Annotated in this window: 25 protein-coding genes and 1 pseudogene; 19 read left to right on the top strand and 7 right to left on the bottom strand. The window is 74.6% G+C overall.

Going from position 1 to position 26,939, the window contains the following annotated elements; all coding sequences use genetic code 11:
* The first annotated feature begins 29 nt into the window (after positions 1-29).
* The 11 genes from ACQP0T_RS16480 (at position 30) to ACQP0T_RS16430 (ending at position 14,051) form a co-directional block, all read left to right on the top strand.
* A complete protein-coding gene (locus tag ACQP0T_RS16480; RefSeq protein WP_433868857.1) occupies positions 30-1,211 on the top strand; it encodes an inositol-3-phosphate synthase in 1,182 nt (393 codons plus the stop codon).
* Positions 1,208-2,059: an SCO3242 family prenyltransferase gene (locus tag ACQP0T_RS16475; RefSeq protein WP_433868856.1), complete on the top strand. Its 852-nt coding sequence runs from the start codon at positions 1,208-1,210 to the stop codon at positions 2,057-2,059. Before ACQP0T_RS16480 ends, ACQP0T_RS16475 begins: the two co-directional genes overlap by 4 nt.
* Positions 2,056-3,462 carry an EboA domain-containing protein gene (locus ACQP0T_RS16470; RefSeq protein ID WP_433868855.1) on the top strand — a complete coding sequence of 469 codons (1,407 nt, stop codon included), beginning with the start codon at positions 2,056-2,058 and terminating at the stop codon, positions 3,460-3,462. Before ACQP0T_RS16475 ends, ACQP0T_RS16470 begins: the two co-directional genes overlap by 4 nt.
* Positions 3,462-4,331 carry a TatD family hydrolase gene (locus ACQP0T_RS16465; protein WP_433868854.1) on the top strand — a complete coding sequence of 290 codons (870 nt, stop codon included), beginning with the start codon at positions 3,462-3,464 and terminating at the stop codon, positions 4,329-4,331. Before ACQP0T_RS16470 ends, ACQP0T_RS16465 begins: the two co-directional genes overlap by 1 nt.
* A 5-nt stretch (positions 4,332-4,336) precedes the next feature.
* Entirely contained in the window at positions 4,337-5,422 is a 1,086-nt protein-coding gene (gene eboE / locus ACQP0T_RS16460; protein WP_433873749.1) for a metabolite traffic protein EboE, read from the top strand.
* Complete coding sequence (locus ACQP0T_RS16455) at positions 5,419-6,804, top strand: alkaline phosphatase family protein (protein ID WP_433868853.1); 1,386 nt, start codon at positions 5,419-5,421, stop codon at positions 6,802-6,804. The genes eboE and ACQP0T_RS16455 overlap by 4 nt, the downstream gene beginning before the upstream one ends.
* Before the next feature lie 11 nt (positions 6,805-6,815).
* Positions 6,816-7,628 carry a sugar phosphate isomerase/epimerase family protein gene (locus ACQP0T_RS16450; protein WP_433868852.1) on the top strand — a complete coding sequence of 271 codons (813 nt, stop codon included), beginning with the start codon at positions 6,816-6,818 and terminating at the stop codon, positions 7,626-7,628.
* A 253-nt stretch (positions 7,629-7,881) separates the two neighbouring features.
* Positions 7,882-9,141 (top strand): MFS transporter, encoded by a 1,260-nt coding sequence (locus ACQP0T_RS16445; RefSeq protein WP_433868851.1) that lies wholly within the window; start codon positions 7,882-7,884, stop codon positions 9,139-9,141.
* A 464-nt stretch (positions 9,142-9,605) separates the two neighbouring features.
* Positions 9,606-11,087, top strand: a complete 1,482-nt coding sequence (locus tag ACQP0T_RS16440) for an aldehyde dehydrogenase family protein (RefSeq protein ID WP_433868850.1) — start codon at positions 9,606-9,608, stop codon at positions 11,085-11,087.
* Positions 11,088-11,090: 3 nt separating this feature from the next.
* The gene (locus ACQP0T_RS16435) at positions 11,091-12,254 is read left to right on the top strand and encodes an MFS transporter (RefSeq protein WP_433868849.1); all 1,164 of its coding nucleotides are present in this window, start codon (positions 11,091-11,093) and stop codon (positions 12,252-12,254) included.
* Positions 12,255-12,362: 108 nt separating this feature from the next.
* Complete coding sequence (locus ACQP0T_RS16430; protein ID WP_433868848.1) at positions 12,363-14,051, top strand: class I adenylate-forming enzyme family protein; 1,689 nt, start codon at positions 12,363-12,365, stop codon at positions 14,049-14,051.
* A 4-nt stretch (positions 14,052-14,055) separates the two neighbouring features.
* On the opposite strand, the gene ACQP0T_RS16425 is transcribed toward ACQP0T_RS16430, so the two are convergent.
* Positions 14,056-14,334 carry a hypothetical protein gene (locus ACQP0T_RS16425; RefSeq protein WP_433868847.1) on the bottom strand — a complete coding sequence of 93 codons (279 nt, stop codon included), beginning with the start codon at positions 14,332-14,334 and terminating at the stop codon, positions 14,056-14,058.
* A 59-nt stretch (positions 14,335-14,393) separates the two neighbouring features.
* Here ACQP0T_RS16425 and ACQP0T_RS16420 point away from each other — a divergent pair, with 59 nt between their 5' ends.
* The 5 genes from ACQP0T_RS16420 to ACQP0T_RS16400 all read left to right on the top strand — a co-directional run bounded on the left by ACQP0T_RS16420 (position 14,394) and on the right by ACQP0T_RS16400 (position 19,073).
* The gene (locus tag ACQP0T_RS16420) at positions 14,394-15,191 is read left to right on the top strand and encodes an MBL fold metallo-hydrolase (RefSeq protein ID WP_433868846.1); all 798 of its coding nucleotides are present in this window, start codon (positions 14,394-14,396) and stop codon (positions 15,189-15,191) included.
* A 35-nt stretch (positions 15,192-15,226) separates the two neighbouring features.
* On the top strand, positions 15,227-16,003 hold the full coding sequence (locus ACQP0T_RS16415; protein ID WP_433868845.1) for a putative protein N(5)-glutamine methyltransferase: 777 nt from the start codon (positions 15,227-15,229) through the stop codon (positions 16,001-16,003).
* A 318-nt stretch (positions 16,004-16,321) separates the two neighbouring features.
* Complete coding sequence (locus tag ACQP0T_RS16410) at positions 16,322-16,690, top strand: STAS domain-containing protein (RefSeq protein WP_433868844.1); 369 nt, start codon at positions 16,322-16,324, stop codon at positions 16,688-16,690.
* 426 nt (positions 16,691-17,116) lie between these two features.
* A complete protein-coding gene (locus ACQP0T_RS16405) occupies positions 17,117-17,464 on the top strand; it encodes an STAS domain-containing protein (RefSeq protein ID WP_433868843.1) in 348 nt (115 codons plus the stop codon).
* A gap of 169 nt (positions 17,465-17,633) precedes the next feature.
* Positions 17,634-19,073: a DHA2 family efflux MFS transporter permease subunit gene (locus ACQP0T_RS16400; RefSeq protein WP_433868842.1), complete on the top strand. Its 1,440-nt coding sequence runs from the start codon at positions 17,634-17,636 to the stop codon at positions 19,071-19,073.
* Between the two features lie 15 nt (positions 19,074-19,088).
* Here ACQP0T_RS16400 and ACQP0T_RS16395 read toward each other — a convergent pair whose 3' ends face one another.
* Both ACQP0T_RS16395 and ACQP0T_RS16390 read right to left on the bottom strand, forming a co-directional pair.
* Complete coding sequence (locus tag ACQP0T_RS16395) at positions 19,089-19,568, bottom strand: hypothetical protein (protein ID WP_433868841.1); 480 nt, start codon at positions 19,566-19,568, stop codon at positions 19,089-19,091.
* Positions 19,472-19,942: an NAD(P)H-binding protein gene (locus ACQP0T_RS16390; RefSeq protein ID WP_433868840.1), complete on the bottom strand. Its 471-nt coding sequence runs from the start codon at positions 19,940-19,942 to the stop codon at positions 19,472-19,474. Before ACQP0T_RS16390 ends, ACQP0T_RS16395 begins: the two co-directional genes overlap by 97 nt.
* 154 nt (positions 19,943-20,096) lie before the next feature.
* On the opposite strand from ACQP0T_RS16390, the pseudogene ACQP0T_RS16385 reads away from it, so the two are divergent.
* Positions 20,097-20,285, top strand: a pseudogene (locus ACQP0T_RS16385) (TetR family transcriptional regulator); the annotation flags it as partial.
* Positions 20,286-20,792: 507 nt separating this feature from the next.
* Here ACQP0T_RS16385 and ACQP0T_RS16380 read toward each other — a convergent pair.
* From ACQP0T_RS16380 to ACQP0T_RS16365, 4 genes are all read right to left on the bottom strand, one after another.
* Entirely contained in the window at positions 20,793-21,977 is a 1,185-nt protein-coding gene (locus ACQP0T_RS16380) for a cytochrome P450 family protein (protein WP_433868839.1), read from the bottom strand.
* A 112-nt stretch (positions 21,978-22,089) separates the two neighbouring features.
* Complete coding sequence (locus ACQP0T_RS16375; RefSeq protein WP_345360811.1) at positions 22,090-23,076, bottom strand: LLM class flavin-dependent oxidoreductase; 987 nt, start codon at positions 23,074-23,076, stop codon at positions 22,090-22,092.
* A gap of 209 nt (positions 23,077-23,285) precedes the next feature.
* Positions 23,286-24,479, bottom strand: a complete 1,194-nt coding sequence (locus ACQP0T_RS16370; RefSeq protein WP_433868838.1) for a nucleotide disphospho-sugar-binding domain-containing protein — start codon at positions 24,477-24,479, stop codon at positions 23,286-23,288.
* Between the two features lie 42 nt (positions 24,480-24,521).
* Positions 24,522-24,638: a lasso RiPP family leader peptide-containing protein gene (locus ACQP0T_RS16365; RefSeq protein WP_433868837.1), complete on the bottom strand. Its 117-nt coding sequence runs from the start codon at positions 24,636-24,638 to the stop codon at positions 24,522-24,524.
* A 208-nt stretch (positions 24,639-24,846) separates the two neighbouring features.
* On the opposite strand from ACQP0T_RS16365, the gene ACQP0T_RS16360 reads away from it, so the two are divergent.
* Together ACQP0T_RS16360 and ACQP0T_RS16355 are read left to right on the top strand one after the other, a co-directional pair.
* On the top strand, positions 24,847-25,632 hold the full coding sequence (locus tag ACQP0T_RS16360; RefSeq protein WP_433868836.1) for an IclR family transcriptional regulator: 786 nt from the start codon (positions 24,847-24,849) through the stop codon (positions 25,630-25,632).
* An 80-nt stretch (positions 25,633-25,712) separates the two neighbouring features.
* On the top strand, positions 25,713-26,936 hold the full coding sequence (locus ACQP0T_RS16355; protein WP_433868835.1) for a CaiB/BaiF CoA transferase family protein: 1,224 nt from the start codon (positions 25,713-25,715) through the stop codon (positions 26,934-26,936).
* Positions 26,937-26,939: the final 3 nt, after the last annotated feature.

Genomic DNA, 26,939 nt, shown 5'->3' with positions numbered 1-26,939 from the left:
CCACCGCTGTCCCACCAGGAGGTGACACGGTGGACGACACGACACGACCGGGCCGCACCGGCCTGTGGCTGAACGGGGCCCGCGGCTCGGTGGCGACCACGACGATCGTCGGGCTGGCGGCGCTGCGCGCGGGCCTGGCGCCACCGACCGGCTGCGTGACCGAACTGCCCGGCATCCGCTCGGCGGCGCTGCCGGACTGGGCCGACCTCGTCGTCGGCGGCCACGACGTCTCCGCCGTCTCGCCGCACAAGAGCGCCGAGCACCTGGTGGCCTCCGGGGTGCTCCCGGCGGGGGTGACCGGTGCGGTCGCGCCGCAGATCACCGCCGCCGAAGCCGAACTGCGCCGGGGATACGACCCGGCGGTGGACCGGGACGGCCAGGGCGCGGCGGCCCGGCGGATGGCCGCCGACATCGACGACTTCGCCCGGCGGCACGACCTGCGGCGCGTCGTGGTGGTCAACGTCGCCTCCACCGAGGCACCCGTCCCGGACCTGCCGGAGCACCACGATGCCGCGGCCCTGGAAGCCGCGTTGGACGATCCGGCGCGCGGTGTGCTCCCGGCCAGCGCGGTCGCCGCGTACGCCGCGGTGCTGGCCGGGAGCCCGTACGTGGAGTTCACCCCGTCCATGGGCATCAACTGCCCGGCCCTGCGGGAACTCGCCGAACGGCGGGGCCTGCCGTACGCGGGCTCCGACGGCAAGACCGGGCAGACCCTGCTGCGCACCGCCCTCGCGCCGATGTTCACCGAACGCGGTTTCGCGGTGCGCTCCTGGGCGGGCACCAACCTGCTCGGCGGGGGCGACGGCGCGACGCTGGCCGACCCGGAGACCGCCGCCAGCAAGCTCGCGTCCAAGGCGCGGGGCCTGGCCGCGCTGGTGGGCGAGCAGGCGACGGCCCCCCTGCACATCGACCACGTCCCCGACCTGGAGCAGACCAAGGTGGCGTGGGACCACGTGCGCGCCGAGGGCTTCCTCGGCACCCCGGTGACCCTCCAGCTCACCTGGACCGGCTACGACTCGGCGCTGGCCGCCCCGCTGGTGCTCGACCTGGTGCGGCTGGTCGCGATGGCCCACCGGGCGGGTCAGCGCGGCGCGCTGCCGGCGCTGGCGTGCTTCTTCAAGGACCCGATCGGCAGCGACGAGCACCGCTTCGACCACCAGGTGCGCCGGTTGTACGACTGGGTGCGCGCCACCGCGGGAGGTGCCGGATGACCCGCCTGCGAACGCTGGTCGAGCTCACCCGGGCCCCGGCGGCGCTGACGGTGCTCGGTGACACCGCCGTCGGCGCGGTCGCCGCGGGACGTCCGCTGCGCGGTCGCCGCGCGCTGCTCCCGCTGGCGTCGGTGTCGCTGTACTGGGCGGGGATGGCGCTCAACGACTGGGCCGACCGGGAGCGCGACGCGGTGGAGCGGCCCGAGCGGCCGATCCCCGCCGGACGCATCGGCCCCGACCAGGCGTTGCGCGTCGCGGTGGCGCTGGGCTCCTGCGGTGCGCTCGCCGCCGCGTGCGCCGGACCGGCCGAGGCGCGCGTCGGGGCCGGGCTGGCCGCCTCCGTGGCGGGCTACGACGCGGTGCTCAAGCACGGCGCCGCGGGACCCGCCGGGATGGCGCTGTGCCGGGGCCTGGACGTGCTCCTGGGCGCCGGTGGTGACCGCGCCGCCTGGCCTGCCGCCGCGGTGCTGGCCGGGCACACCGGCGGGGTCACCGCCCTCGCGCGGGGCGAGGTCGACGGGACCGGGGTTCCCACGGCCGCGGCCGCGCTGGCCGGTACCGCGCTGACGGCCGCGGCGGTGGTCGCGGGCCGCTGCGCCTCGCCCCGGCACCGGGTCGCGGCAGCCGGGGCCGCGCTGGTGTACGCGGCGAAGGTCGGCTCGGCGCAGTGGCGCACCTGCCGCCGACCGGACGGGACCACCGTCCGCGCCGCCACCCGCGCCGGGATCCGCGGCATGGTGCCGCTCCAGGTCGCCCTGGTCGCGCGCCGCGACCTCCGGGCGGCGGCGGTGCTGGCCGCTGCGGTGCCGCTGGCCCGGTACGTCGGCAGCCGGGTGGAGATCGCATGAGCGGGCCGCGACTGGGATACGGCAGCAACGGGTTCGGCGACCACCGGTTGCCGGACGCGCTGGCGGTGATCGCCGAGCTCGGTTACGAAGGCGTGGCGCTCACCCTGGACCATCACCACCTGAACCCGTTCGCCGACGACCTGGCCGAACAGGTGCGGTCGGTGCGGCGGGAACTCGGGCGGCACGGGCTGTCGGTGGTCGTGGAGACCGGCGCCCGCTACCTGCTCGACCCGCGCCGCAAGCACCACCCGACGCTGGTGTCCGAGGACGTGGAGCGGCGCGTCGACTTCCTGCGGCGCGCGGTGCGGGTGGCCGCCGACCTCGGCGCCGAGGTGGTGTCGTTCTGGTCCGGCGTCCAGCCGTCCGATGTGGACGACGAGCTGGCCGCCGGGCGGCTGCTCGACGGCACCGGGCGGGTGCTGGACGAGGCCCGGCGGCACGGCGTGGTGCTGGGCCTGGAGCCCGAACCCGGCATGGTCGTGGACACCGTCGACCGGGCGCTGGCGGTGCGCGAGCGGCTCGGCGACCCGCAGCACCTCGGGATCACCCTCGACGTCGGGCACTGCGTCGCCGTCGAGGCCGACAGCGCCGCCGAGTGCGTCCGCAGGCTCGGCCCGCTGCTGGTGCACGTGCAGCTCGACGACATGCGGCCGGGGGTGCACGAGCACCTGGAGTTCGGCGACGGCGAGCTCGACCTGCCCGCCACGCTGGAGGCGCTGTCCGAGGTCGGGTACTCCGGACTGGCCGCGGTCGAACTGCCCCGGCACGGCCACGCCGCACCGGTGGTCGCCGAACGCGCGATGGCGGCGCTGCGGCAGGCGTGGCCGCCGTGGCTGGCCGAGGCGGTCGCGTCGGTGCGGCGCGATCCGGCGAGCATCGGCGCGCTGTTCCCGGCGGTCGGCCGGGAGGTCGGCCGCGCCCCGCTGCGCCGGGACGACCCGCACGGCGCGGTGCACGGCACCGTCGACGACCGGGCGCGGACCCGGCTGCTGGTGGCGCTGGCCGACACCGCCGCGCCCGAGGCGCTGGCGGCCGAACTCGCGCAGCTGTACCGCTACGGCGACGACGCCGAGCGGCGCGGGGTGCTGCGCGGTCTGGCCGCCGTGGACCGGGCCGAGGTGGTGCCGACCGGCTTGGAGCTGGTCGGCGACGCGCTGCGGACCAACGACCCGCGGTTGGTCGCCGCCGCGCTCGGGCCGTTCGCCGCCCGCCACCTCGACGACCACGCCTGGCGGCACGGGGTGCTCAAGTGCCTGTTCACCGGGGTGCCGCTGGCGGCGGTCGCCGACTGGCGGGGCCGCCGGGACGACGAGCTGCACCGCATGGTCGCCGACTACGCCGCCGAGCGGCGCGCCGCCGGACGTGCCGTTCCCGCCGACGCCCGCACCCTCCTGGAGAGCTGATGCGCATCTTCGACCCGCACATCCACATGACCTCCCGCACCACCGACGACTACGAGGCCATGCACGCCGCCGGGGTGCGGGCGATCACCGAGCCCGCGTTCTGGCTCGGCCAGCCGCGCACCACCGTCGGCTCGTTCACCGACTACTTCGACGGGCTGATCGGCTGGGAGCGGTTCCGGGCCGCCCAGTTCGGCATCCGCCACCACGCCACCATCGCGCTGAACCCCAAGGAGGCCAACGACCCGCGCTGCCGCGAGGTGCTCGACGTGCTGCCGCGCTACCTGGCCAAGGACGGCGTGGTGGCGGTCGGCGAAGTGGGCTACGACGCCATGACCCCGGAGGAGGACACCGCGTTCGCCCACCAGCTCGACCTCGCCGCGCGAGCCGGGCTGCCCGCCATGGTGCACACCCCGCACCGGGACAAGCCGGCCGGCACCCGGCGCAGCCTCGACGTGGTGCGCGAGTCGGACCTGCCGCCGGAGCGGGTGGTCGTCGACCACCTCAACGAGGTCACCGTGGAGCTCGTCGCCGACAGCGGCTGCTGGATGGGCTTCTCGATCTACCCCGACACCAAGATGGACGAGGACCGGATGGTGGCGCTGCTGCGGCGCTACGGCACCGAACGGGTGCTGGTGAACTCGGCCGCCGACTGGGGCCGCTCGGACCCGCTGAAGACCCGGGCCACCGGCGAGGCCATGCTGCGCGCCGGGTTCACCGACGCCGAGGTGACCACCGTGCTGTGGGACAACCCGGTGGCCTTCTACGGGCAGAGCGGACGGCTCAACCTGGACCCGCTGCCCGGGTTCACCGCCGAAGCCAATTCCTACGAGGGCAATTCCGTGCTGCGCGGCGCCCGGCCGGAGCGGTGATGCCGGTGTTGTCGTACTGCACGAACGTGCACCCGGCCGAAGACCTGGACGGGGTGTGCGCGCAGCTCGCCCGCTACGCCGGGCCGGTGCGCGCCGCGCTGGGCGAGCAGGAGATCGGCGCCGGGCTGTGGCTGGCCGCCGACCTCGCCGCCAGGCTGGTCGCCGAACCCGCCGCGCTGCACCGGCTCAAGTCCGAAGTGGCCGATCGCGGGCTGCGGGTGGTGACGCTCAACGCCTTCCCGCACCACGGTTTCCACGACCCGGTGGTCAAGCACCGCGTGTACCGACCGTCGTGGGCGGAGCCGGAACGGCTGCGCTACACCCTGGATTGCGCCGAGGTGCTGGCCGCGCTGCTGCCCGACGGCGGCTCCGGCAGCATCTCCACGCTGCCGCTGGGCTGGCGGGAGCCCTGGGGCGCGGCCGAGGAGGGCGTCGCGCGCCGCCGGTTCGACGAACTGGCCGCGGGCCTGCGCGCGTTGGAGGACCGCACCGGCAAGCGGATCCGGGTGGGCATCGAGCCGGAACCGGGTTGCCTGCTGGACACCGCCGCCGATGCGGTGTCCTGGCTGCGCGGGTGCGATCCGAGCTACCTCGGGCTGTGCCTGGACACCTGCCACCTCGCGGTGTCGTTCGCCGACCCGGTGGGCACCGTGCGCGAGATCCGCGCGGCCGGGGTGGAGGTCGTCAAGGTGCAGGCCTCGGCCGCGCTGCACGTCGACGACCCGGTGGCCGCCCGCGCCGAACTCGCCCGCTACGCCGAACCCCGCTACCTGCACCAGGTCCGCGAACGGGCGCCGGAGGGCGTGCGCGCCTGCGACGACCTGCCCGAGGCGTGGGACGAGCTGCCCGGCGGCGGACCGTGGCGGGTGCACTTCCACGTCCCGCTGCACTGGCGGGCCACCGGCGCGCTGCGGCCCACCACCGACGTGCTGCGCGCGGCGCTCGGCGCGCTGCCCGACCCGCTGCCGCCGATCGAGGTCGAGACCTACACCTGGAGCGTGCTGCCCGACCCGCCGGACGACCTGGTCGACGGCATCGCGGCCGAGCTCGCGTTCACCCGAGAGCTGCTCGATGCGAGGGAGTTGCCATGAAACCGGTGGTCCTGCTCGACGTCGTCGGGCTCACGCCGTCCCTGCTGGCGCACATGCCGAACCTGCGCGCGCTCGCCGCCGGGGGCTGGCAGGCCGAGCTCGGCACCGTGCTGCCCGCCGTGACGTGCAGCGCGCAGTCCACCTTCCTGACCGGGAAACCGCCGGCCGAGCACGGCATCGTGGGCAACGGCTGGTACTTCCGCGACCTCGGCGAGGTGCACCTGTGGCGCCAGCACAACCGGCTGGTGCGCGGTCCGAAGGTCTGGGAGTCCGCCCGCGCGGCGCGTCCCGGCTACACCGCCGCCAACATCTGCTGGTGGTACGCGATGGGCGCGACGACGGACTGGACCGTCACGCCCCGGCCCATCTACCACGCCGACGGCCGCAAGTCGCCGGACTGCTACACCCGGCCGCCCGGCCTGCACGACGAGCTCACCGCGGCGCTCGGCCCGTTCCCGCTGTTCCACTACTGGGGGCCGACCGCCGACATCACCTCCAGCCTGTGGATCACCGCCGCCGCCCGCCGGGTGCTGCGCCACCACCGCCCGGACCTGCTGCTGTGCTACGTCCCGCACCTGGACTACGACCTGCAGCGCTGGGGACCGGACAGCCCGCAGGCGCGCGCCGCGGCGGTCGAGGTCGACCACGCGCTGTCCGGGCTCCTCGACGAGGCCCGGGACTCGGGTGCGGCGGTCGTGGTGCTCAGCGAGTACGGGATCACCCCGGTGGACCGGCAGATCCACCTCAACCGCGCGCTGCGCCGGGAAGGGCTGCTGGAGGTCCACGCCCAGGCCGGGATGGAGTACCTCGACCCGTGGACCTCGCGGGCCTTCGCCGTCGCCGACCACCAGGTCGCCCACGTCTACGTGCGCGATGAGTCCGATGTGGACAAGGTGCGGTCGCTGGTCGCGGCGCAACCCGGGGTCGACGAGGTGCTGGGGCGTGCGGAGCAGGCCCGCTTCGGCCTGGACCACCCGAGGGCCGGGGACCTCGTCGCCGTGGCCGAGCCCGACGCCTGGTTCACCTACTACTACTGGCTGCACGAGGACCGGGCGCCGGACTTCGCGCGCGGCGTGGAGATCCACCGCAAGCCCGGGTACGACCCCGCCGAGCTGTTCCTCGACCCGGACGACCCCTGGGTGAAGCTGAAGGCCGCCGCGAACCTGGCGAAGAAGAAGACCGGGCTGCGCTACGCGATGAACGTCGTGCCGACCGACGGCCGGTTCGTCCGCGGTTCGCACGGCCGGCTGCCGGACGACCCCGCCCACGGCCCCGTCCTGCTGTGCTCCGACCCCGCGGTCCCGGCCGCGGTGGAGCGCTCCGGGCGGCTGGCCGCGACCGACGTGCACGACCTCGTGCTGAGGCTGCAAGGAATCCGTTGAAAGGGAACCCCATGCCGTTGCCCCGCCGCACCCTGCTGCAGACCGCCGCGGTGCTCGCCGCCGCCGGTGCCTCCACCGGAGCCGCGAGCCACCACCCCGGCCGCATCCCGCACAAGGCCATCAGCATCCAGCTCTACACGCTGCGCTCGCTGCTGGACGCCGACCTCGTCCCGACGCTGCGGCAGCTGGCCGACATCGGCTACCGCACCGTCGAGACCGCCGGGACGCACGGCCGCACCGCCGCCGAGTTCCGGTCCGTCCTCGACGACCTCGGCCTGCGCGCCACCTCCGGCCACTCCGGGCTGGAGGGCGGCATCGACGCGCTGATCGAGGAGTCGTGCGCCCTCGGGCACCGCAGAGTCGCGGTGCCGTACGCGGAGTTCGACACCGCCGACGGGTGGCGCCGGTTCGCCGACCAGCTCAACGAAGCCGGTCACCGCTGCCGCCGCGCCGGGCTGCGGTTCGGCTACCACAACCACGACCACGAGTTCGCCACCGTCGACGGGCACCGGCCGTTCGACATCCTGCTGCACCGCACCGATCCGCGCCTGGTGCACTTCGAGCTGGACGTCTACTGGGCGGTGCACGCGGGCCAGGACCCGGTCGCGCTGGTCGACGCGCACCGCGGCCGGTTCCCGCAGCTCCACGTCAAGGACCGCTCGGCGGCGGGGGAGATGGTCGATCCGGGCACCGGCACCATCGACTTCCCGGAGCTGTTCGACCACGCGCGGGCGCGGGAGTTCATCGTCGAGCACGACAACCCGACCGACCCGATGCGCACCGCCCGCGTCGGCTTCCGCTACCTGCGCACCGTTCGCTGGTGATCTCGGTTTCCGGGCCGGTGGCAGGACCGCCGGCCCGGAAACCGGTGGACCGCGCCGCCGGTTCCGCAGTAGGGTGCCGATCGTGCTGATCACGCCGCCCGCCGCCGCGGGCTGGATCGTGCCCGCGCTCCCGCTCTACGGCGAAGACCACGAGCGCGGCGACTCCGCCTGGTGAACCGCTCCTGATCGGTCCCGTCCTGCCCGCGCGGCCCCGACGGCCCGCGGGAAGCACCGATCGGTGGAGGAGTTACCCGTGGCCGCGCCGCCCTCCCGCCTCGCGCCCGCCGTCGAGGTCCTGACCAGTCCGCACGTCCCCCGACTGCTGTCGGCCTCGCTGCTGGGTCGGCTGCCCACCGGCATGGCCGCCCTGGCGATCCTGCTCGCCGTGCTCGACCGCGGCGGGACCTACACCGCCGCCGGCGGGCTCTCCGCGGTGTACGCGGCGAGCGCGGCGGTGGGCGGACCCGTCCTCGGGCGGTTGATCGACCGCACCCGGCAGGCGCCGGTCCTGCTGTGCTCGGGCGCCGCCTCGGCGGCGGGCTTCGTCGGCCTGGCGCTGCTGGACCCGGTGGCGCACCCGCTCGCCGCGGCGGGGTGGGCGGCGCTGGCCGGGGCGGCGACCCCGCAGCTCGAACCGTGCCTGCGGGTGCTGTGGTCCCCGGTGCTGCGGGACGACGAGGCGGTGCGCACGGCCTACTCCCTGGACGCGGCCACCCAGGAGCTCGTCTTCGTCACCGGCCCGCTCGTGGTGCTCGCGGCCACCGCCGCGGGCGGTCCCAGCGCCGGACTGCTGGTCGCCGGGGCGCTCGGGCTCCTCGGCAGCCTCTGGTTCGCCACCGCCGCCCCCGCGCGGCGCTGGCGGGGCGGTCCGGCGGCGGGAGCGCACCCGGCCGGTCCGCTGCGGTCGGCGGCGCTGGTCCGGTTGCTCGTGGCGCTGCTGTTCGTCGGCGCCACCATCGGCATGTTCACCGTGGGGATCACCGCCTACACCGATCACCTCGGCGCGCCCTCGGCCGCTGGTTGGCTGATCGCGGCCAACGCGCTCGGCGCCCTGATCGGCGGCATCGCCTACACGACCGCCCCGAGCCCGGCCGACGAGCACCGCAGGCTGCGCGCGCTGCTGGCCGGGCTGGCCGTCGGCTACGCGCCGCTGGTGCTGCAACCGGGACTGCTGGGCACCGCACCGCTGGCGGTGCTCAGCGGTCTCGCCCTGCCGCCGGTGCTCGCCTGCTCCTTCGCGCTCGTCGGCCGACTGGCCCCGGCGGGCACGATCACCGAGGCGCACGCCTGGATGATCACCGCTTTCGGCGCCGGGAACGCCGCCGGATCGGCCGCCGCCGGTCTCGCCGCCGACCTCGCGTCGAGCCGCGCCGCGCTGGCCCTCGGCGTCCTCACCGGCGCCCTCGCCCTGGTGATCGCCGCCCGCCCCTTCACCCACCACGGCCCCGATACCCACCACGGCCCCGATACCCACCACGGCCCCGGCACCGCGCCGCGCCCGGAAGGGGCGTGAGTGAGGGGCACCTTCATCCGACTATGCCGGATGAAGGTGCCCCTCACTCACGGTGGAAGCTGCACGCGGTGGCGGGCTTCCGGGATGAATCACCTAGCTGAAGAAGAACATGAGGCTGTCCGGGATCGACCCGATGTCCCCGAGGGTGTCGGCGGTGAACTCGCCGATCTCGGTGAGTTCGAGGGCGGGGTAGGTCTCGTTCACGGTTCTCGGCCTCCTCGTGTCGGCGGTGGCGCTGTGATCGTCGTTCGGCGCCTGCCTCCGGGGATCGGCAGGTGTCCGCGGTGTCCTGAGCGCTCCCGGGTTGGTGTCACCCGTGTTCCGCAGCAGAGCCGCTCGGCCGTGTGGCGAGAGGAGCTCGACACCTGATGCTCGCCCCGACGAGGCCGGGGCGCGGTGGTTCGGGCGGTGGTGGCGCGGGTACGCCGGGAGGCGGAATCGTCGAGCGCAGTGAGGAGAGCACCGTGGCATCCGAACCGCAGGCCCCCGCACCGTACGACGGCTTCGACCGGATGCCGATCGGTGGCGAGTGGGTCACCGGACGCGCCGGTTCGACCGCCACCGACGTCAACCCCTACACCGGGGAAACGCTGGTGGAGATCCAGCACGCCGACGCCGCCGACGTGGACGCCGCCTACACCGCCGCGGCCAGCGCGCAGCGCGACTGGGCCGCGCGGACCGCCGCGGAACGCGCCGAGGTCTTCGTGCGCGCCGCGCAGATCATGTCGGACCGCGAGGAGGAGATCGTCGACTGGCTGGTCCGCGAGGCCGGGGCGATCCGCCCCCGCGCGCAGTGGGAGTGGATGGCGGTCCGGGCCGTGATGCTGGAGTCCGCGAGCTACCCGGCGCGGGTCACCGGGCGAATCCTGCCCGCCGCCCTCATCGACGGCAAGGAGAACCGGGTCTACCGGCAACCCGTCGGCACCGTGGGCGTGATCAGCCCGTGGAACTTCCCGTTGCAGCTCTCCAACCGCTCGGTCGGGCCCGCGCTGGCCGTCGGCAACGGCGTGGTGCTCAAGCCGGCCAGCGACACCCCGATCACCGGTGGCCTGCTGCTCGCCCGGATCTACCAGGAGGCGGGGCTGCCCGAGGGACTGCTCAACGTCGTGGTGGGCCGCGGCGGCGAGGTCGGCGACGCGGTGGTCACCGATCCCCGGGCGGGGGTGGTGTCGTTCACCGGGTCCACCCCCGTCGGCCGCGGCATCGCCGAGAAGGCGCCGCTGACCAAGCTCGGCCTCGAACTCGGCGGCAACGGTCCGCTGGTGGTGCTCGACGACGCCGACCTGGACCGGGCGGTGGACGCGGCGGTGTTCGGCTCGTTCTTCCACCAGGGCCAGGTCTGCATGGCCACCAACCGGATCATCGCCCACCGCGCGGTGCACGACGAGGTGGCCGAGCGCGTCGCCGCCCGCGCCCGGGACCTGCGCTGCGGCGACCCCGCCGACCCGGAGACGCGGATCGGTCCGGTGATCAACCGCAGCCAGCTCGACTCGGTGCGCGAGAAGGTCTCCCGCGCCACTTCCCAGGGCGCGCGGTTGCTGGTTTCCGGCGAACCCGGCGGTCCCAGCGGGCAGCTGCTGCCGCCGCACGTGCTCACCGGGGGCAACGACGTGGCCACCGCGGACGAGGAGGTCTTCGGGCCGGTCGCCACCGTGGTCCGCGCCGAGGACGAGCAGCACGCCCTCGACCTGGCCAACGACACCGAGTACGGCCTGTCCAGCGCGGTGTTCACCGGCGACGCCGAGCGCGGCGTGCGGTTCGCCCTCGCGGTCCGGGCCGGGATGACCCACGTCAACGACACCACCATCAACGACGAACCGAACACCGCCTTCGGCGGCGAGAAGAACTCCGGTGTCGGGCGCTTCGGCGGGGAGTGGGCGATCGAGGAGTTCACCACCGATCACTGGGTGAGCGTGCAGCACCGCCCGCGCCCCCCGATGCTCTGACCCGTGAGCCGCGCCGCCGGGGCGTGGACGGTAGCGGTGGTGTTCCTGGTCGGCATGATCGGCACCACCCTGCCCACGCCCCTCTACCCGATCTACGAGCGCCACTTCGGCTTCGGCGGGCTGGTGGTCACCCTCGTCTTCGCCGCCTACGCGGTGGGGGTGCTGGCCGCCCTGCTGCTCGTCGGCGACCTCTCCGACCGGGTCGGCAGACGCCCGGTGCTGGGCGCCGGGGTGGCCTTCGCCGTGGTCAGCGGTGCGGTGTTCCTGGTCGACGCGGTGCCCGCGCTGTTCGCCGGGCGGGTGCTGTCGGGGATCTCGGCGGGGATCTTCACCGGGACGGCGACGGCCACCATCGTCGACCTCGCGCCCGCGCGGCGCGCCAGCCGGTCGGGCCTGCTCGCGGCGGCGGTGAACATGCTCGGGCTCGGGCTCGGACCGGTCACCGCCGGGGTGCTCGCGCAGTTCGCGCCGTGGCCGCTGCGGTTGCCCTACGCCGTGCACCTGGTGCTGATGCTGCTGCTGGGCGCCGCGCTGCTGGCCGTGCCGGAGCCGGTGCGACGACCGGCGGGCCGGGTCCGCCTGCGGGTGCAGCGGCTCGCGGTCCCGGCGGAGGTCCGGGGCACCTTCGTGCCCGCCGCGATCGCCGGCTTCGCCGGTTTCGCCGTGCTGGGGCTGTTCACCTCGGTCTCCCCGCTGTTCCTGACCGGGGTGCTGGGCATCGAGGACCACGCGGTGACCGGTGCGGTCGTGTTCGTGCTGCTGGGCAGCTCCACGATCGGCCAAGTGGCGTCGGAGTCGCTGGACCGGCACCGCTGCCTGGTCGGCGGGTGCGCGGTGCTCGCCGCGGGCGTCCTGGTCGTCGCCGCCGGGATCGGCACCCGGTCGCTGTGGGCGTTCCTGCTCGGGGCCGTGGTCGCCGGGCTGGGGCAGGGGATGAGCTTCCGGTCCGGGCTCACCTCGGTCACCTCCGGTGCGCCGGCCGAGCAGCGCAGCGGGGTGTCCTCGGCGTTCTTCGTGGTGCTCTACGTCGCCCTGTCGTTGCCGGTGATCGGCGTCGGCGCCGCCGCGCAGGCGTTCGGCATCGTGCCCGCGGGCGTGGTGTTCGCCGGGATCGTGGCGGTGCTCGCGGTGGGAGCGGGGCTGGTGCTGGTGCGCCGGACTTCCTGATCGTCCACCGGGTCGATCCGTGATCGCGGGTGTTGACCGGTGCGCGCGCCGCGCCATAACTTGTAGAACGGTCGATCAGTTCGGATCCACCCGAGGGAGGGCGGTCCCGTGACCGAGCTCGACGCGCTGCGGAGGTCGCTGACCGCGCCCGGGATGCCGTTCGAAATGGTGGAGCGCGACCTCGGCGGCAGGCGGGTCCGCACCTGGCGGCACGCCCCGGAGAGCCTGCGCGCCCTGGTCCTGGACTCCCGGGAGTTCGGCGGCCGCGACTTCATCCGGTACCAGGACGAGCGGCTGAGCTACGCCGAGCACTTCGCCGCGGTCGCGACCTTCGCGCACCGGCTGGCCGAACGCGGTGTCGCGCCCGGTGATCGGGTGGCGCTGGCGATGCGCAACTACCCGGAGTGGTCGGTGGCGTTCTTCGCCGCCGCCTCGCTGGGCGCCGTCGCGGTACCGCTCAACGCGTGGTGGACCGCGGGCGAGCTCGAATTCGCCTTGCGCGACAGCGGGTCCTCGGTGCTCGTCGCCGACGGCAGGCGGGCCGAGCTGCTCGGCGCGATCCCCGCCGACCTCGGCATCGATCTGGTCGTGGTGCGCCCCGAAGGGCCGCTGCCCGCCGGTGCCGCCGACTGGGACGCGGTGCTCGGCGCGATCCCCGCCGACGCCGCGCTGCCCGATGCCGAGGTGGGGCCCGACGACCTGGCGACCCTCTTCTACACCTCCGGCACCACCGGCCGCCCCAAAGGCGCGGTCGGCACCCACCGCAACATCTGCACCAACCCGGTCAGCGTCGCCTACGGCGCGGCGCTCGGCGCGCTCCGCGGCGGCACCCCGCTGGAGGAAGCGCTCGCCCCGCAGCCGGAACGGACCAGCCTGCTGCCGGTGCCGCTGTTCCACGCCACCGGCTGCCACTCGGTGCTGGTGAGCACCTTCCGCTCCGGCGGCGCGCTGGTCCTGATGCACAAGTGGGACCCGGCCGAGGCGCTGCGGCTGGTCGAGCGGCACCGCGTCACCCACTTCACCGGCGTGCCCACCCAGCTCTGGCAGATGTGCGCCCATCCCGACCTCGCCACCCGCGACCTGTCCAGCCTGCGCACCGCGGGCTCCGGTGGCGCCCCTGCACCGCCGCACCTGCTGACCCGGATGGTCGCGTCGATGCCGGACCGGGGGTTCTCCAACGGGTACGGGCTCACCGAGACCTCCTCCGCCACCTCGATCAACGCGGCCGGGAACTACCTGGCCAAGCCGGACAGCGTCGGACCGCCGGTCGCGGTGGTGGACGTCAAGGTGGTCGACGCGGTGGGGGAGGAGGTGCCCACCGGCGGGATCGGCGAGCTGTGGATCAAGGGCCCCAACGTGGTGGTCGGCTACTGGAACCGCCCGGACGCCACCGCCGAGGCGATCACCCCCGACGGCTGGCTGCGCTCCGGGGATCTCGCGCACCTGGACGACGAGGGCTTCATCCACGTCGTGGACCGGGCCAAGGACATGGTCATCCGCGGCGGCGAGAACGTCTACAGCGCCGAGGTCGAGGCGGCGGTGTTCGAGCACCCCGGGGTGCGGGACTGCGCGGTGGTCGGCGTGCCGCACGAGGAGCTGGGCGAGGAGGTCGGCGTCGTCGTGCAGCCCGAGCCCGGCGTCGAGCTCGACGCCGAGGCGCTGCGGCGGTTCCTGGGCGAGCGGATCGCCGCCTTCAAGGTGCCCGCCCACGTCTGGCTGCGCACCGAGGACTTCCCGCGCAACGCGGCGGGCAAGCTGCTCAAGCGGGCGCTGCGCGACGAGGTCGTCCCGGGCTGAGGCGTCATGGCCGCGGGTTCCGCCGCGTCCAGCCGCTCCCGCGCCGACCGCCCGCCGCCGCGTCGCAGCGCGGGCACAACCGCAGGCGCGCGCCGGCAGTCCCGGCCAGCCACCGGGCATCGCGCCAGGACACGTGCGGGAAGCGGGCCAGGCCCGCCCGGTGCAGCGGGACGCCGCACAGCGCCTGGTTCGTCCCGGGCCGCCACCCGTGCACATCACCGCACGGCTGCCGCACCCCGTCCTCGTCGGTCCACTTGCTGCTGGCCGCCACCGCGGGTTCCACCCCACCGGTCTACCCGGAATCCCCGCGTACCACCGCGCCCGCCCGGGTACGCGAGAGCCATGCGGCCGCTCGAGACCGACTCGCTCACCTTCATCGGCACCGCCACCGCGCTGCTGCGCCTGGGGCCGTTCACGGTCCTCACCGACCCCGATTTCCTGCACCGGGGTCGGTGGTCCTACTTCGGGCAGGGCCTGTTCTCCCGGCGGCGCACCGAGCCCGCGATGCGCCCGGCCGAGCTGCCGCCGCTGAACGCCGTGGTGGTCTCGCACCTGCACGGCGACCACTTCGACCGGACCGCCCGCCGCGAACTGCCGCACGACGTGCCGATCGTGACCACCGGGCACGCGGCGGCCAAACTGGGCAAGAGCGGCTTCACCGAGCCGGTGCCGCTGGCGACCTGGGCGCGGCAGGACTTCATCGAGTCCGGCGCGACGCTGAGCATCACCGCCGTCCCCGCCCGGCACACCGCGGGACCGCTGAACCGCCTGCTGCCGCCGGTGATGGGCAGCGTGCTGGAGTACCACCCGGCCGGGGGCGGGACGCCGAAGCGGCTCTACCTCAGCGGCGACACCGTGATGCACGGCGGGCTCGCCGCCATCCGGCAGCGCTTCGGCGAGCTCGACGTGGCGGTGCTGCACCTCGGTGGCACCCAGGTCCTCGGCGTGCTGCTGTCGATGGACCACGAGCAAGGCGTGGACCTGCTGGAGCTGCTGCGACCGGAACGCGTGGTGCCCGTCCACCACGACGACTACGGCCTGTTCCGCTCACCGGTGTCGAACTTCGAGGCGGAGCTGGACCGGCGCCGCCCCCCGACCGAGCTGCACCGGTTGCGCCGCGGCGAAAGCCTCGCCCTGTAGGGTCGACGCACCCGATCAGCGGCAGAAGGGCGCCCGTGCCCGATCGTTCCCACTCCTCGCTCGTCACCGAGCTGCGCGCGGCGGGCTGCGTCTTCGCCGAGGACGAAGCCCACCTGCTGCGCGCCGAAGCCCGCTCGCCCGCCGAGCTCGACACCCTGCTCGCCCGCCGCGCCGCCGGTCTGCCGCTCGAACAGGTGCTCGGCTGGGCGGGGTTCCGGGGCCTGCGGATCCGGTTGCGGCCCGGCGTCTTCGTCCCGCGCCGCCGCAGCGAACTGCTCGTCGAGCAGGCCGTCGCCCGGGGCCGCGCCGGCGCGGTGGTGGTGGACCTGTGCTGCGGCTCCGGCGCGCTGGGCGTGGCGGTGGCCGCCGAGCTGCCGGGCGCGGAGCTGCACGCCGCCGACCTGGACCCGGTGGCGGTGCGGTGCGCGCGGGACAACGTCGGTGCCGTCGGCGGCACCGTGCACGCCGGGGACCTGTTCGCGGCGCTGCCCGCCGAGCTGCGCGGCCGGGTCGACGTGCTGCTGGCCAACGTGCCCTACGTGCCCACCGGGGAGATCGGCGCGCTGCCGCCGGAGGCCCGCGAGCACGAGCCGCGGCTCGCCCTCGACGGCGGGCCCGACGGGCTCGATCCGCTGCGCCGGGTGGCGGCCGAGGCGCCGGAGTGGCTCGTCCCCGGCGGGCACCTGCTGGTCGAGGCCGGTGACCGGCAGGCCGGGGCGGCGGCAGCGGTGCTCGCCGAGCGGGGGATGGACCCGGAGGTCGTCCGCTGCGCCGAACGCGGTGCGACGACCGTGCTCGGCACGCTGCGGTGAGCGGTTCCGCGCAGGTCGGCGCCGGGGTCGCGACCGGTTCGGGGATTCATCCGTCCGGAGGGGTTGCGATCAACCTGTAGGGTGATAGTGAGCGGTTGAGCGCACAGCCGATTGCCCAGTGGAAAACCAAGCGCGGCAGCTTGACGGAGCCGTCGCTGGTCCTTCTTCCGGGGCGGCCGGCAGCGGCCGCGCTCCCGGGACCGACAGACAGCTCCTCCGTCCGGCTGCTCATCCAGGAGGCAGCCGCACATGACCATGATCGCTGAACGAACCCCGGAAGCCGAGCGGGCGGTAGAGACCGCCGCGCCGGGAGTCCGGTTGAAGCTTTCCAGGCCGACGACCACCGCCGTCGTCGTGCACGTCGCCGGGGACGTCGACGCGAGCACCGCGCCCCGCTTGCACGAGCTGCTCGCCCCCCGGCTCTCCTCGGTCGCCGAGACCGTGGTCGTGGACCTCAGCGAGGTCGGGTTCCTCGGCGTCGCCGGGCTCGAACTGCTGTCCCACGCCCAGCACCGGGCGGCGGCCCGGGGCGTCGCGTTCCGCGTCGTCGACGGCCCGGTGTGCGTGGACCGGGCGTTGCGCGCCGCCGGGTGGACCGCCGCCGTGGCCCCCCACCCGACGGTGGCCTCCGCGCTGAGCGGGGACACCGGGTGGGAGCTCACGCCGCCGGTGCTCCCGCTGGACTGACCGCCCGCGCGGGTGCGTTCGCCGCCCGGCGGGGATCCGCGCAGCGGTGCGGATCCCCGCCGCGGTGCGGGCCGAGGCGCTGTGGCCGAGGTCGCAATCCGGTGATCGCCGGTGGGATCCGCCGACGATCACCAGCGACGATGATCAGTACACTGAGGACTGAATCGGGGATCGCCGCGCACCGCGGCCGTTTGACCGTCGGAGGTCCCGGGTAGACATCGCCGCGTCGGAACGGAACGAAGCGGGAGGACGCGGTGGGAGGGACGCGGAACCGGGTGGCTGCACGGCGGGGAGCGGTCGGCACGCCGAGCGGGCGGTGGCACGAACTGCTGCGCGCGGTGGTCGGCTACGCTCGCCGGACTCCGTCACGCTTGAGAACCCAGGCGCGAGCCGGAAGTCCCGTCGGTAGCCCTGAGGAGATGGTGGATGTCCGCCCCCGAACCGCAAGTCCCTGCCGGGTTCAGCGTCGAGTTCGACGGCGGCGAGCCGTCCGGAACCGCCCGCCGACTCGTCGTTTCCGGTGAGCTCGACCTGATGACCAGCCCCCGGTTCGCCGCGGCGCTGGAGGAGCTGCTCGACGACCCGGGCACCGGCCCGGTCGTCGCCGATCTCACCGGGGTCGCGTTCTTCGACTCGTCCGCGCTCGGCGTGCTGCTCCAGGCCGCCGACCGGGCCCGGAACCGGAACCGGCCGCTGCGGGTGGAGCCCAGCGAGCGGGTCCGCAAGGTGATGGTGCTCGCCGGCACCGCGCGGCACTTCGGCATCGAGGAATGACCCGGCCCGGTCCGCCGGGACCGGGCACGGCCGTCCGCCCGCGGCGAACCGGGGCGGGCGGACGGCGAAATTGCGTCGCGGGTGTCGGGACCCGCCGGTAGCGTCGTCGGGGTTCCGCGCCGTCCGGCGACCACCGTCGGCGGTCGGCCTCACGACAGGAGACCCCTCGATGACCACCGCCGCCAACGACCGCGCGCCCGGAACCGCCGCGCCCCCGTCGTCCGCGAGCGCCGCCCTCGTCGTCTGGCTGCTGGTCGGCTCGGCGTTCGTCATGATCCTCAACGAGACCATCATGAGCGTGGCGCTGCCCGTGCTCGTGGTGGACCTCGGCATCAGCGTGAGCACCGCGCAGTGGCTCACCAGCGGATTCCTGCTGACCATGGCGGTGGTCATCCCGATCACGGGGTTCCTGCTGCAACGCTTCCCGCCCCGGCGGATCTACCTGGCGTCGATGAGCTCGTTCGCCGCCGGGACGCTGATCTCCGGGCTGGCGCCCGGTTTCGGGGTGCTGATGACCGGGCGGATCGTGCAGGCCGTCGGCACGGCGGTGATGGTGCCGCTGCTGATGACGTCGGTGATCCGGCTGATCCCGGCCGAACGCCGGGGCGCCACGATGGGCACCATCACCGTCGTCATCGCGGTGGCGCCCGCGCTCGGCCCCACCTTGTCCGGGCTGCTGCTGTCCACGCTCGGCTGGCGCTCGATGTTCTGGATCGTGCTGCCGATCGCGCTGGTGGCGCTGGCCGCCGGGGCGGCCCGGCTGCGGATCGACGCCGAGACCCGGTACGTGCCGCTGGACCTGCTCTCCGTGGTGCTCTCGGTGCTGGCCTTCGGCGGACTGGTGTACGGCCTGAGCAGCATCGGGGAGTCCGCGCGCGGCGGCTCCGCGGTGCCGCCGTGGCTGCCGACGGCCGTGGGCGCGATCGCGATGGTGGCGTTCGTGGCGCGGCAGATCCGGTTGCAGGCCGACGGCGGCGCGCTGCTGGACCTGCGCCCGCTGGCCAACCGGCCGTTCGCCACCTCGATCGTGCTCGTGGTGCTCAGCATGATGTCGCTGTTCGGCGTGCTCATCCTGCTGCCGCTGTACCTGCAGGACGTGCTCGGCGCCAGCGCGTTCACCACCGGGCTGGCCGTGCTGCCGGGCGGTCTCGCGATGGGGCTGCTGGGCCCGGTCATCGGGCGGCTCTACGACAAGGTGGGGGCGCGTCCGCTGGTACCGCCGGGCGCCGTGGTGCTCTGCGGCGCGCTGTGGGCGTTCACCGGGCTCGGCGAGTCCTCGCCGCTGTGGGTGGTCATCGCGATGCACGTCGTGCTGGTCTGCGGTATCTCGCTGATGCTGACGCCGTTGGTCACCGACGCGCTCGGGATGCTGCCCGGCGAGCAGGTGTCGCACGGCAGCGCGATCGTGAGCACCTTGCAGCAGGTCGCTGGTGCGGCGGGCACGGCGCTGTTCATCACGCTGATGACGATCGGTTCGGCCGAGGCCTCGGCGGGCACCGACGTCGGCGGGGCGCGCACCGCGTTCCTGTGCGCGGCGATCATCGCCACGGCCATGCTGCCGATCACCCTGCTCGTCGGCCGCCGCCCGAAGGACCGGCCCGCCGCCTGACCGGCGCAGCGGCGGTCACGCCGGGAGGTGGTCGGCGAGCTGTTCGGCGGCGCTGCGCGGTGCGCGACCGAGGAGTTCGGCCAACAGCGGGTCGACGCGCGCGAAGTGGCCCGTGCGGGTGGCTTGGAACAGGCTGAGCGCGGACCGGGCCACCTGCTCCGGGGTGCCGTTCGCGGTCTGGTCGGCGATCCACCGCTCGTCGTCCACGACGACGCGCTCGACGGTGCGGCCGGTGAGTTCGGCGGCGATCCGGGCGAAATCGTCGAGGGTCACGAGGTGGGGCGGGATGAGGGTGATGGGGCCGTCGAAGGCGCGGTCACCGGTGAGGACGATCGCGGCGGCCTCCGCCGCGTCGGCGCGATCGACCCACGGCACGGGACCGTCCGCCGGGCCCGCGATCACGCCGGTCCGCCGCCAAGGGCCGAGGAACCGGTCGAGGTCGCCGAAGAAGCCGTTGCGCAGCGAGGTCCAGGCGACTCCGGAGTCGGCGAGCATCGCCTCGGTGGCGGCGTGGATGGCGAGCGGGGGTACGGGGCGTCGGCGGCCGCGCCCACCGTGCTGGTGTACAGGATCCGCCGGGCCCCGGCCGCGACGGCAGCCCGGATCGCGGTGCGGTGCTGGCCGACCACATCGGCTGTCGGGTCGCTGGAGGACACCAGGAGCACCTGGTCGGCGCCGGTGAAGGAGTCGCGCAGGGCTTCCGGGTCGTCGTAGGACCCCTGCCGCACGCGCACACCGCGCTCGGCGAAGTGCCGCGCCTTGGTGACGTCGCGCGCGCTGACGCCGACCTGGTCGGCCGGGACGCGCTGGAGGAGGTGCTCGACGGTGGCGCCGTTGAGCGCCCCGGTCGCGCCGGTGACGACGATCATGTCCCTGCCCTTTCCTGCGTGCGGAAACCCGAGCCGGCGCGATCTCGGTGCGCCGGCCGGTCGCCCGGGTCAGAAATTGACCCGTCCGGTCAGTTTCGCGTTCGCCGCCGACCCTAGGTAAGCTGACCCACCGAGTCAACTTGTTGTGGCGGTGATGATCATGGCCGGTGCGGCGGAACCCCGGTTGCGCGCCGACGCCAAGCGCAATGCCGAGCAGATCCGCAGCGCCGCGATCGGCGCTTTCCGGGACCGGGGCCTGACCGTGCCGCTGGAAGAGGTCGCCAAGGCGGCGGGGGTCAGCAAGGCCACCATCTTCAACCGGTTCGGCGGCCGGGTCGGCCTCATCGAGGCCGTCGTCGAAGAGCTCGTCGCGACCGAGCTGTTCCGCATCATCGACCGCGCCCGGTCCGTGCCGGACGCCGGGGAGCGGATCGCGCAGTACCTCACCGCGATCCGCGACCTGCAGTACCGCCGACCCGCCGTCAACGACGTCCTGCTGCAGGAATACCCCCACTCGCGGCAGCTCATGGAGATCTGCCGCACGGCGGGCGGGTTCAACGAGGAGCTCGTCGCCGCGGGACGGAAATCCGGCGCGCTGCGGCCCGATTTCGCGGCGGACGACCTCCACGCGCTCGTCGTCGACAACGCGCTCGCCCTCAAGCACGGAACCCGCCCGCACCGCGACGACTACGAACGCCGCACCACGTTCCTCCTCGACGGAATCCGGGCGCGAAGCCGATTCCGGGGGCGTGACCGCACTGCCGCCCTGGCCGACCGACGTGGGCGCCCGCGTCCACGTCGGGACGCCCTCGCGCGTGGTCCGCGTGACGGTGCGGGCGGGTTCGCGGCGCTACAGCGTCACGGTGAGCTCGGGGAGGCGCCAGGTGCCGGGATCCGGCTGCCGCTCCGGGACGCGCACCGGCGCCAGTGCTGGGTAGCGGCGCAGCAGGCTCCCGAGCGCGACCTCGGTCTGCACCCGGCCCAGCGAGGCGCCGAGGCAGAAGTGCGGGCCGTGGGCGAAACCGAGGTGACCGGGGGTCGGCTCGCGGGCGATGTCGAAGCGCTCGGGGTCGGCGAACGCGCGGGGGTCGCGGTTGGCCGAGCTGAGCACCGCGATGACCATCTCGCCCGCGCGCACCTCCGCGCCCGCCACCTCGACGTCCTCCCGGGCGAAGCGCGGGATGGCGAGCAGTTGGGGGCCGCACCAGCGCAGCGATTCCTCGACGGCGCGCGGCAGCAGCTCCGGTCCGGTGCGCAGCGCCGCCAGGGCGTCGGGGTGCTCGAACAGCGTCCCGACGGCGTTGGCGATGAGGTTCGCCGGCGTCTGCCCGCCCAGGACGAGCTGCCAGACCAGGGCGACCAGCTCCACCTCGCTGAGCCGGTCGCCGTCCTCGTCGCGGATCCGCACCAGCTCGGACAGCAGGTCCCCGCCGGGTTCGGCGGTGCGGTGCGCGACCGCAGCGCGGGCGTCGGCGATGACGCCGGGGATCGCCGCGGCCAGCGCCGGTCCCGCACCCGTCGCGACGGCCGCGCCGTACTCCTGCCAGCGGGGGCGGTCCGCCTCGGGGATGCCGACCAGCTCGCAGATCACCTCCATCGGCAGCGGCCGGGTGAAGTGCGCCGACAGGTCCACCGCACCGCCCTCGGCGTGCTCCGGCAGGGCGTCCAGCAGCTGGTCGACGATCCGCTGGACGCGCGGGCGCAGCCCGGTGGCGCGGCGCGCGGTGAAGGCCGGGGCGGCGAGCCTGCGCAGCCGGAGGTGTTCGGCGCCTTCGGTCTCCTGCATGGTCCGCAGGTAGGGCAGCAGGTCCTCGGGGAGGTCGGTCGGGCGCATCGCGAAGCTGGCGGGGCTGAGCTCGAAGCGCGGGTCGCCGAGCATCGCCCGGCACTCGCGGTAGCGGGTCAGCGCCCACGGCGCGGGCAGGCCCGGGGCCGCCAGGCGCGCGACGGGCCCGCGCTCCCGGAGTCGCTGGTAGGCGGCGACCGGATCGCGGGCGACGTCCGGGTCGGTGAGGTCGAGCTCGGGCACGCTCATCGGTACTCCCATGTTGGCAACATCTGAATGATGAGAGTATCCGAAAATTGGCGCAGCGGGGAACGCTTCGCCGCGCGCGGTGGCGGGCCGGTCCGCCACCGCGCGGCGGGGATCAGGACTTCAGGTCGCTGACCTCGGCGAGCAGCTCCAGCGAGCGCATCCAGGCGGTGCGGTCCGGCGCGGAGGAGACCACGATCAGCTCGTCGGCCTGCGCCTGCTCGGTGAAGCGGTCCAGGTGGTCCCGCACCTCCTGCGGGGTGCCGATCGCGGAGTGCTTCGCCATCTGCCGCACCTGGTGGCCCGCCGGGGAGTCCAGGATCGCGTCCGCCTCCTCGGGGCTGAAGGTGCGCCCGCGCCCGACGAGCTGGGTGACCCGGTTGCGCTTCATCTCGTGGAACTGGGTCCGCGCCTCGTCGGTGGTGTCGGCGGCGATCACGTTCACCCCGGCGATCACGTAGGGCTCGGCGAGCTGCTCGGAGGGCTGGAACTCGCGCCGGTAGACCGACACCGCCTCCTCCAGCGCGTCGGGGGCGAAGTGCGAAGCGAAGGAGTACGGCAGCCCCAGCAGCGCGGCCAGCTTCGCCCCGAACAGCGAGGAGCCCAGGACGTAGAGCGGGACGTCGGTGCCCTTGCCCGGGACCGCGTCGACGCCCTGGATGCGGCTTTCCCCGCGCAGGTAGCCCTGCAGCTCCAGCACGTCCTGCGGGAAGCTCTCCGCCGAGGTCGGGTCGCGCCGCAGCGCCCGCATCGTCTTCTGGTCGCTGCCGGGCGCGCGCCCCAGCCCGAGGTCGATGCGGCCCGGGTACAGCGTCGCGAGGGTGCCGAACTGCTCGGCGATGGTCAGCGGCGCGTGGTTGGGCAACATCACACCGCCCGCGCCGAGCCGGATGCTGCTGGTCTTCTCCGCCACGTGACCGATCAGCACGCTGGTCGCCGAGGAGGCGATGGACGGCATGTTGTGGTGCTCGGCGTACCAGATGCGGCGGTAGCCCCATTCCTCCGCGCGCCGGGCCAGTTCGACGCTGGCGGCGAAGCTCTCACCCGCCGTCTCACCGGAGCCGATGTGCGCGAGATCGAGGACGGAGAGCGGAGCAGTCACAGCGGGTCAACCCTTCAGGTCACGTACGTGCGGCGCGAGGCCGGTTCCGGGGACGAAACGCCCGCGCGGACCGGGCTATTCCCCGCCGGGACTCGCCACCGCGCGGAGGAGATCGTCGCCGGGAGGTGTCGGCGGGTGTTCAGCCGGGAACACCCGTCGCGGGCCGAGCTGCTGTCCGGACACCCGGCCCGGCCAAGGCCCTCGCCGGTTCAGACGTGGAGCCGGTGGGGGCCGTCGTCGGCGGCCGCCGCGCTCCCGGTGCGCCCGCGCTCGATCGCCAGCCGCTCCAGCACCGGCACCACCTGGTGCGGGCTCGGCATCGCCCGGACCTGCGCCCGCAGCCGCGCGGCCTGCGCGGCGAAGCCGGGCTCCACGAGCAGGCGCGCCAGCCGGAACCGCACGTCGGCGTGATCGTCGCAGGTCGTGGCGAGGGCCGCGCCCTGGCGGACGAGCGCCGCCGTCCGGTGCGGGTCCGCGCCCGGTGCCGGCGCGAGCACGAGCTGTGGCACGCCGTGCACCATCGCGGCGGTCATCGCGGTGCGGTTGCCCCGGTGCACGACCGTCGCGCAGTCCGGCAGCACCTCGTCCAGCGGGATCGCCGTCGCGCCCCCGGCACGTCCGGTCCCGGGGTGCGTCACGACCACCTCGACGTCGAGCTCGGCGACCGCCTCCGGCAGTTCCGCCGGTGCCGGGTCGACGAAGCACACCCGGGGTCGCCGCGGCGGCTCGCGCAGCCACTCCGGCAGGATCGCCGGCCCGCCGTAGGGGATCGGCCGGATCGGCGTGCTGCGCAGGTCGAGCGCGGGGCGCAGCCAGGGCGGTGTCGGGTCGAGGGTGAGCTGGCCGACCACGACCTCCTCGGCGAAGGCGCAGCCGAAGCGGGCGAGCTTGCCCTCGAGCCAGGCCGCCACCGGATCGGCCCCGCCGCCGTCGAGCTCCTCGTGCAGCGCCAGGAACACCGACCGCAACCGGGCCCAGTGGTCGACCCCGCTGAGCATCCTGGCGTGCGCCGCGCCCACGGCGGTCGCGACCACCGGTCCGGCGTAGGACACCTCGTCCCACACCACCAGGTCCGGCCGCCAGCGCTGCGCGACGTCGGCCAGGTCGTCGAGCATCGGGTCGTCCAGCGCGAGCGGTTCGTGGACGCAGGTGGTGAACAGCGCGTGCAGGCGCTCGTAGGTCAGCGCGGCGGGACTCGTCTCGTCCAGCAGCACTTCCCACCCGGGCGCGGCGCGACCCCGGTCCCGTCCGACCGCCACGGCGGTGAGCCCGGTCCGCGCCACGGAATCGGCCATCCCGGGCGGCCCGGCGACCCGGACCTCGTGCCCGGCCGCGCGCAACGCCCAGGCCAGCGGGGCGAGGGCGTGCAGGTGCGCCGGGGCGGGGGTGAACAGCACGCGCACGGGTTCACCCGCGCGCGGCGGGCCGGGTGCGGGACATCGCGGTCAGCCGCCGTAGAACAGGAAGCCGTCGTCCTTGAACCCGACGTCGGAGCCGAGCGTGTCCGCGTTGAACCCGCCCACCTCGGCCAGCACCGGCGGCCGGTACGTCGGTTCGTCCATCGTGCTCTCCCCGGGTGATCGGCGACCGCCCACCGCGGTCGTCCGCGCCTACAGCACGGATCGTGTACGGCGACCCGTTCCGGGTCAACGGCGCGGCACCCGGCTCACCCGCTCCGCGCACGGGGATCATCCGCTCGGGGCCGCCGATCGGATCCGCCACCGGCACCGCTGCGCAGATCATTCTGGAAGCGGTCCTTAGGGTGAGGGCATGGTTCCGGAGGACGAGACCGACTCGTCGAAGCGCAAGCCGCTGCTGGTGCTGGGCAAGATCACCGAGATCCTCGACGCGTTCTCGCTGTCCCGCCCGGTGCTGACGCTGGGGGAGATCCAGCAGGCCACCGGCATTCCGGCGTCCACGGTGCAGCGCCTGGTGTCCAACATGGTGGTCGAGGGACTGCTGGACCGGGCGGGGGAGGGCATCCGGATCGGAGCGCGGATGGCCTCCTGGGCGGCGACCGCGGTCTCCGGGGTGGACGTGCTGACCCTGGCCCAGCCGGTGCTGCGGAGCCTGCGCGACCGCACCGGCGAGACCGCCTGCTTGTTCCGCGCCGAGCAGGGGCACCGGGTGTGCGTCGCGGTGGCCGAGACCCGGCACGCGCTGCGGCGCGAGATGCACGTCGGCAAGATCATGCCGCTGCACGCGGGCTCGGCCGGGCGGGTGCTGCTGGCCTGGGACGCCGAACTCGCCGAGGCGGTGCTGGCCGGGCCGCTCGAAGCGCTGACCGGGACCACGGTGACCAGTCCGGAGGCGTTGCGCGGGCTGCTGGACCGGACCCGCCGCGACGGGTACGCGATCACCGCGGCCGAGCGCGACGACGGGGCGTCCGGGCTGGCCGCGCCGGTGTTCGGCGCCGGTGGCGAGCTGGCGGGGGCGCTGGCGGTCAGCGGTCCCACGATCCGGATGTCGCGGTCCTGCTGCGAGCGGTGGGTGGAGCCGCTGCTCGAGCACGCCGAGCGGCTCACCGGCGTGCTGGGCGGCCGCCCGCCCGGCTGAGCCCCTCGATCGTGAGCCTTGCTCATATCGCGGGTGGTGGCTCATGATGTGAGTCGCAGCCGAGGTGAGGAGATGAACACGTGAGCGCCGACAAGCCCTTGCCGCTGGAAGGCGTGCGGGTCCTCGAACTGGGCAACTACATCGCCGCGCCCACCGCCGGGCGGCTGCTCGCCGACTTCGGCGCGGAGGTGATCAAGATCGAGCGGCCGCGCACCGGCGACGAGCTGCGCGGATGGCGGCTCTACGGCGGCTCGACCTCGATGCTGTACCGCACCGTGAACCGGAACAAGAAGTCCGTCGTGCTCGACCTGCGCACGGCGGCGGGACGCGACGCCGTGCTGCGGCTGGCCGAGCGCAGCGACGTGGTGCTGGAGAACTTCCGCCCGGGCACGCTGGAGCGCTGGGGGCTCGGCCCCGAGGAGCTCGACGCGGTCAACCCCGACCTGGTGCTCACCCGGATCTCGGCGTTCGGCCAGACCGGGCCGATGGCCGGGCGACCCGGTTTCGCCGCCGTCGCCGAAGCGGTCGGTGGGCTGCGCGCGCTGGTCGGCGAACCCGACCGCCCGCCGTCGCGCACCGGGGTGTCCATCGGGGACTCCATCGCCGGCCTCTACGCCGCCTTCGGCGCCATGATGGCGCTGTTCCGCCGGGAGACCCGGCGCGGCGGCACCCGTCCGCCGCTCGACGAACGCGTGATCGACGTGGCCCTCAACGAATCCGTGCTGTCCATGATGGAATCGCTGGTGCCCGATCACCTGGCGTACGGGGTGGAGCGGCAGCGGGTCGGCGGCCGGATGGAGGGCATCGCGCCGACCAACGCCTACCCGTGCGCCGATGGCAGCAGCGTGGTGATCGCGGGCAACGCCGACGGCATCTTCCGGCGGTTCATGACCACCATCGGCCGGGAAGACCTGGCCGCCGACGACGGGTTGGGCACCAACGCCGGGCGGTGGGCGCGCCGCGACGAGCTCGACGCGGCCATCGGCGAGTGGACCTCGTCGCTGCCGCGCGAGGTGGTGCTCGCCGAGCTCGACGCGGTCGGCGTTCCGGCCGGGCCGATCTACACCGCCGCCGACATCTGCGCCGACGAGCAGTACCGGGCCCGGGACATGGTCCAGCACTTCGACGTCGACACCGGGGACGACGAGCCCCGGCGGGTCGGTTTTCCCGGCATCGTGCCGGTCCTCGGCGGGACCTCGCTGCCGATCCGGGGCCTGGGCCCGGATCTCGGCGAGCACACCGAGGAGGTGCTGACCGGCCTGCTGGGGCTCAGCGCGGACGAGCTCGCCGCCGCCCGGGGCTGACGG

It is taken from the genome of Saccharopolyspora sp. CA-218241, from assembly GCF_050954615.1.
Lineage (GTDB): Bacteria > Actinomycetota > Actinomycetes > Mycobacteriales > Pseudonocardiaceae > Saccharopolyspora > Saccharopolyspora cebuensis.
The sequence above is the reverse complement of the archived record's forward strand: the minus strand, read 5'-3'. Positions and strand labels throughout refer to the sequence as shown.

Excerpts from the sequence above, each read along its gene's own strand:
- ACQP0T_RS16360 (WP_433868836.1), top strand. The coding sequence starts at position 24,847 with ATGGTTCCGGAGGACGAGACCGACTCGTCGAAGCGCAAGCCGCTGCTG.
- ACQP0T_RS16405 (WP_433868843.1), top strand. The coding sequence starts at position 17,117 with ATGTCCGCCCCCGAACCGCAAGTCCCTGCCGGGTTCAGCGTCGAGTTC.
- ACQP0T_RS16475 (WP_433868856.1), top strand. The coding sequence starts at position 1,208 with ATGACCCGCCTGCGAACGCTGGTCGAGCTCACCCGGGCCCCGGCGGCG.
- ACQP0T_RS16390 (WP_433868840.1), bottom strand. The coding sequence starts at position 19,942 with ATGATCGTCGTCACCGGCGCGACCGGGGCGCTCAACGGCGCCACCGTC.
- ACQP0T_RS16380 (WP_433868839.1), bottom strand. The coding sequence starts at position 21,977 with ATGAGCGTGCCCGAGCTCGACCTCACCGACCCGGACGTCGCCCGCGAT.
- ACQP0T_RS16395 (WP_433868841.1), bottom strand. The coding sequence starts at position 19,568 with ATGCTCGCCGACTCCGGAGTCGCCTGGACCTCGCTGCGCAACGGCTTC.
- ACQP0T_RS16470 (WP_433868855.1), top strand. The coding sequence starts at position 2,056 with ATGAGCGGGCCGCGACTGGGATACGGCAGCAACGGGTTCGGCGACCAC.
- ACQP0T_RS16455 (WP_433868853.1), top strand. The coding sequence starts at position 5,419 with ATGAAACCGGTGGTCCTGCTCGACGTCGTCGGGCTCACGCCGTCCCTG.
- ACQP0T_RS16400 (WP_433868842.1), top strand. The coding sequence starts at position 17,634 with ATGACCACCGCCGCCAACGACCGCGCGCCCGGAACCGCCGCGCCCCCG.
- ACQP0T_RS16465 (WP_433868854.1), top strand. The coding sequence starts at position 3,462 with ATGCGCATCTTCGACCCGCACATCCACATGACCTCCCGCACCACCGAC.
- ACQP0T_RS16365 (WP_433868837.1), bottom strand. The coding sequence starts at position 24,638 with ATGGACGAACCGACGTACCGGCCGCCGGTGCTGGCCGAGGTGGGCGGG.
- ACQP0T_RS16420 (WP_433868846.1), top strand. The coding sequence starts at position 14,394 with ATGCGGCCGCTCGAGACCGACTCGCTCACCTTCATCGGCACCGCCACC.
- ACQP0T_RS16450 (WP_433868852.1), top strand. The coding sequence starts at position 6,816 with ATGCCGTTGCCCCGCCGCACCCTGCTGCAGACCGCCGCGGTGCTCGCC.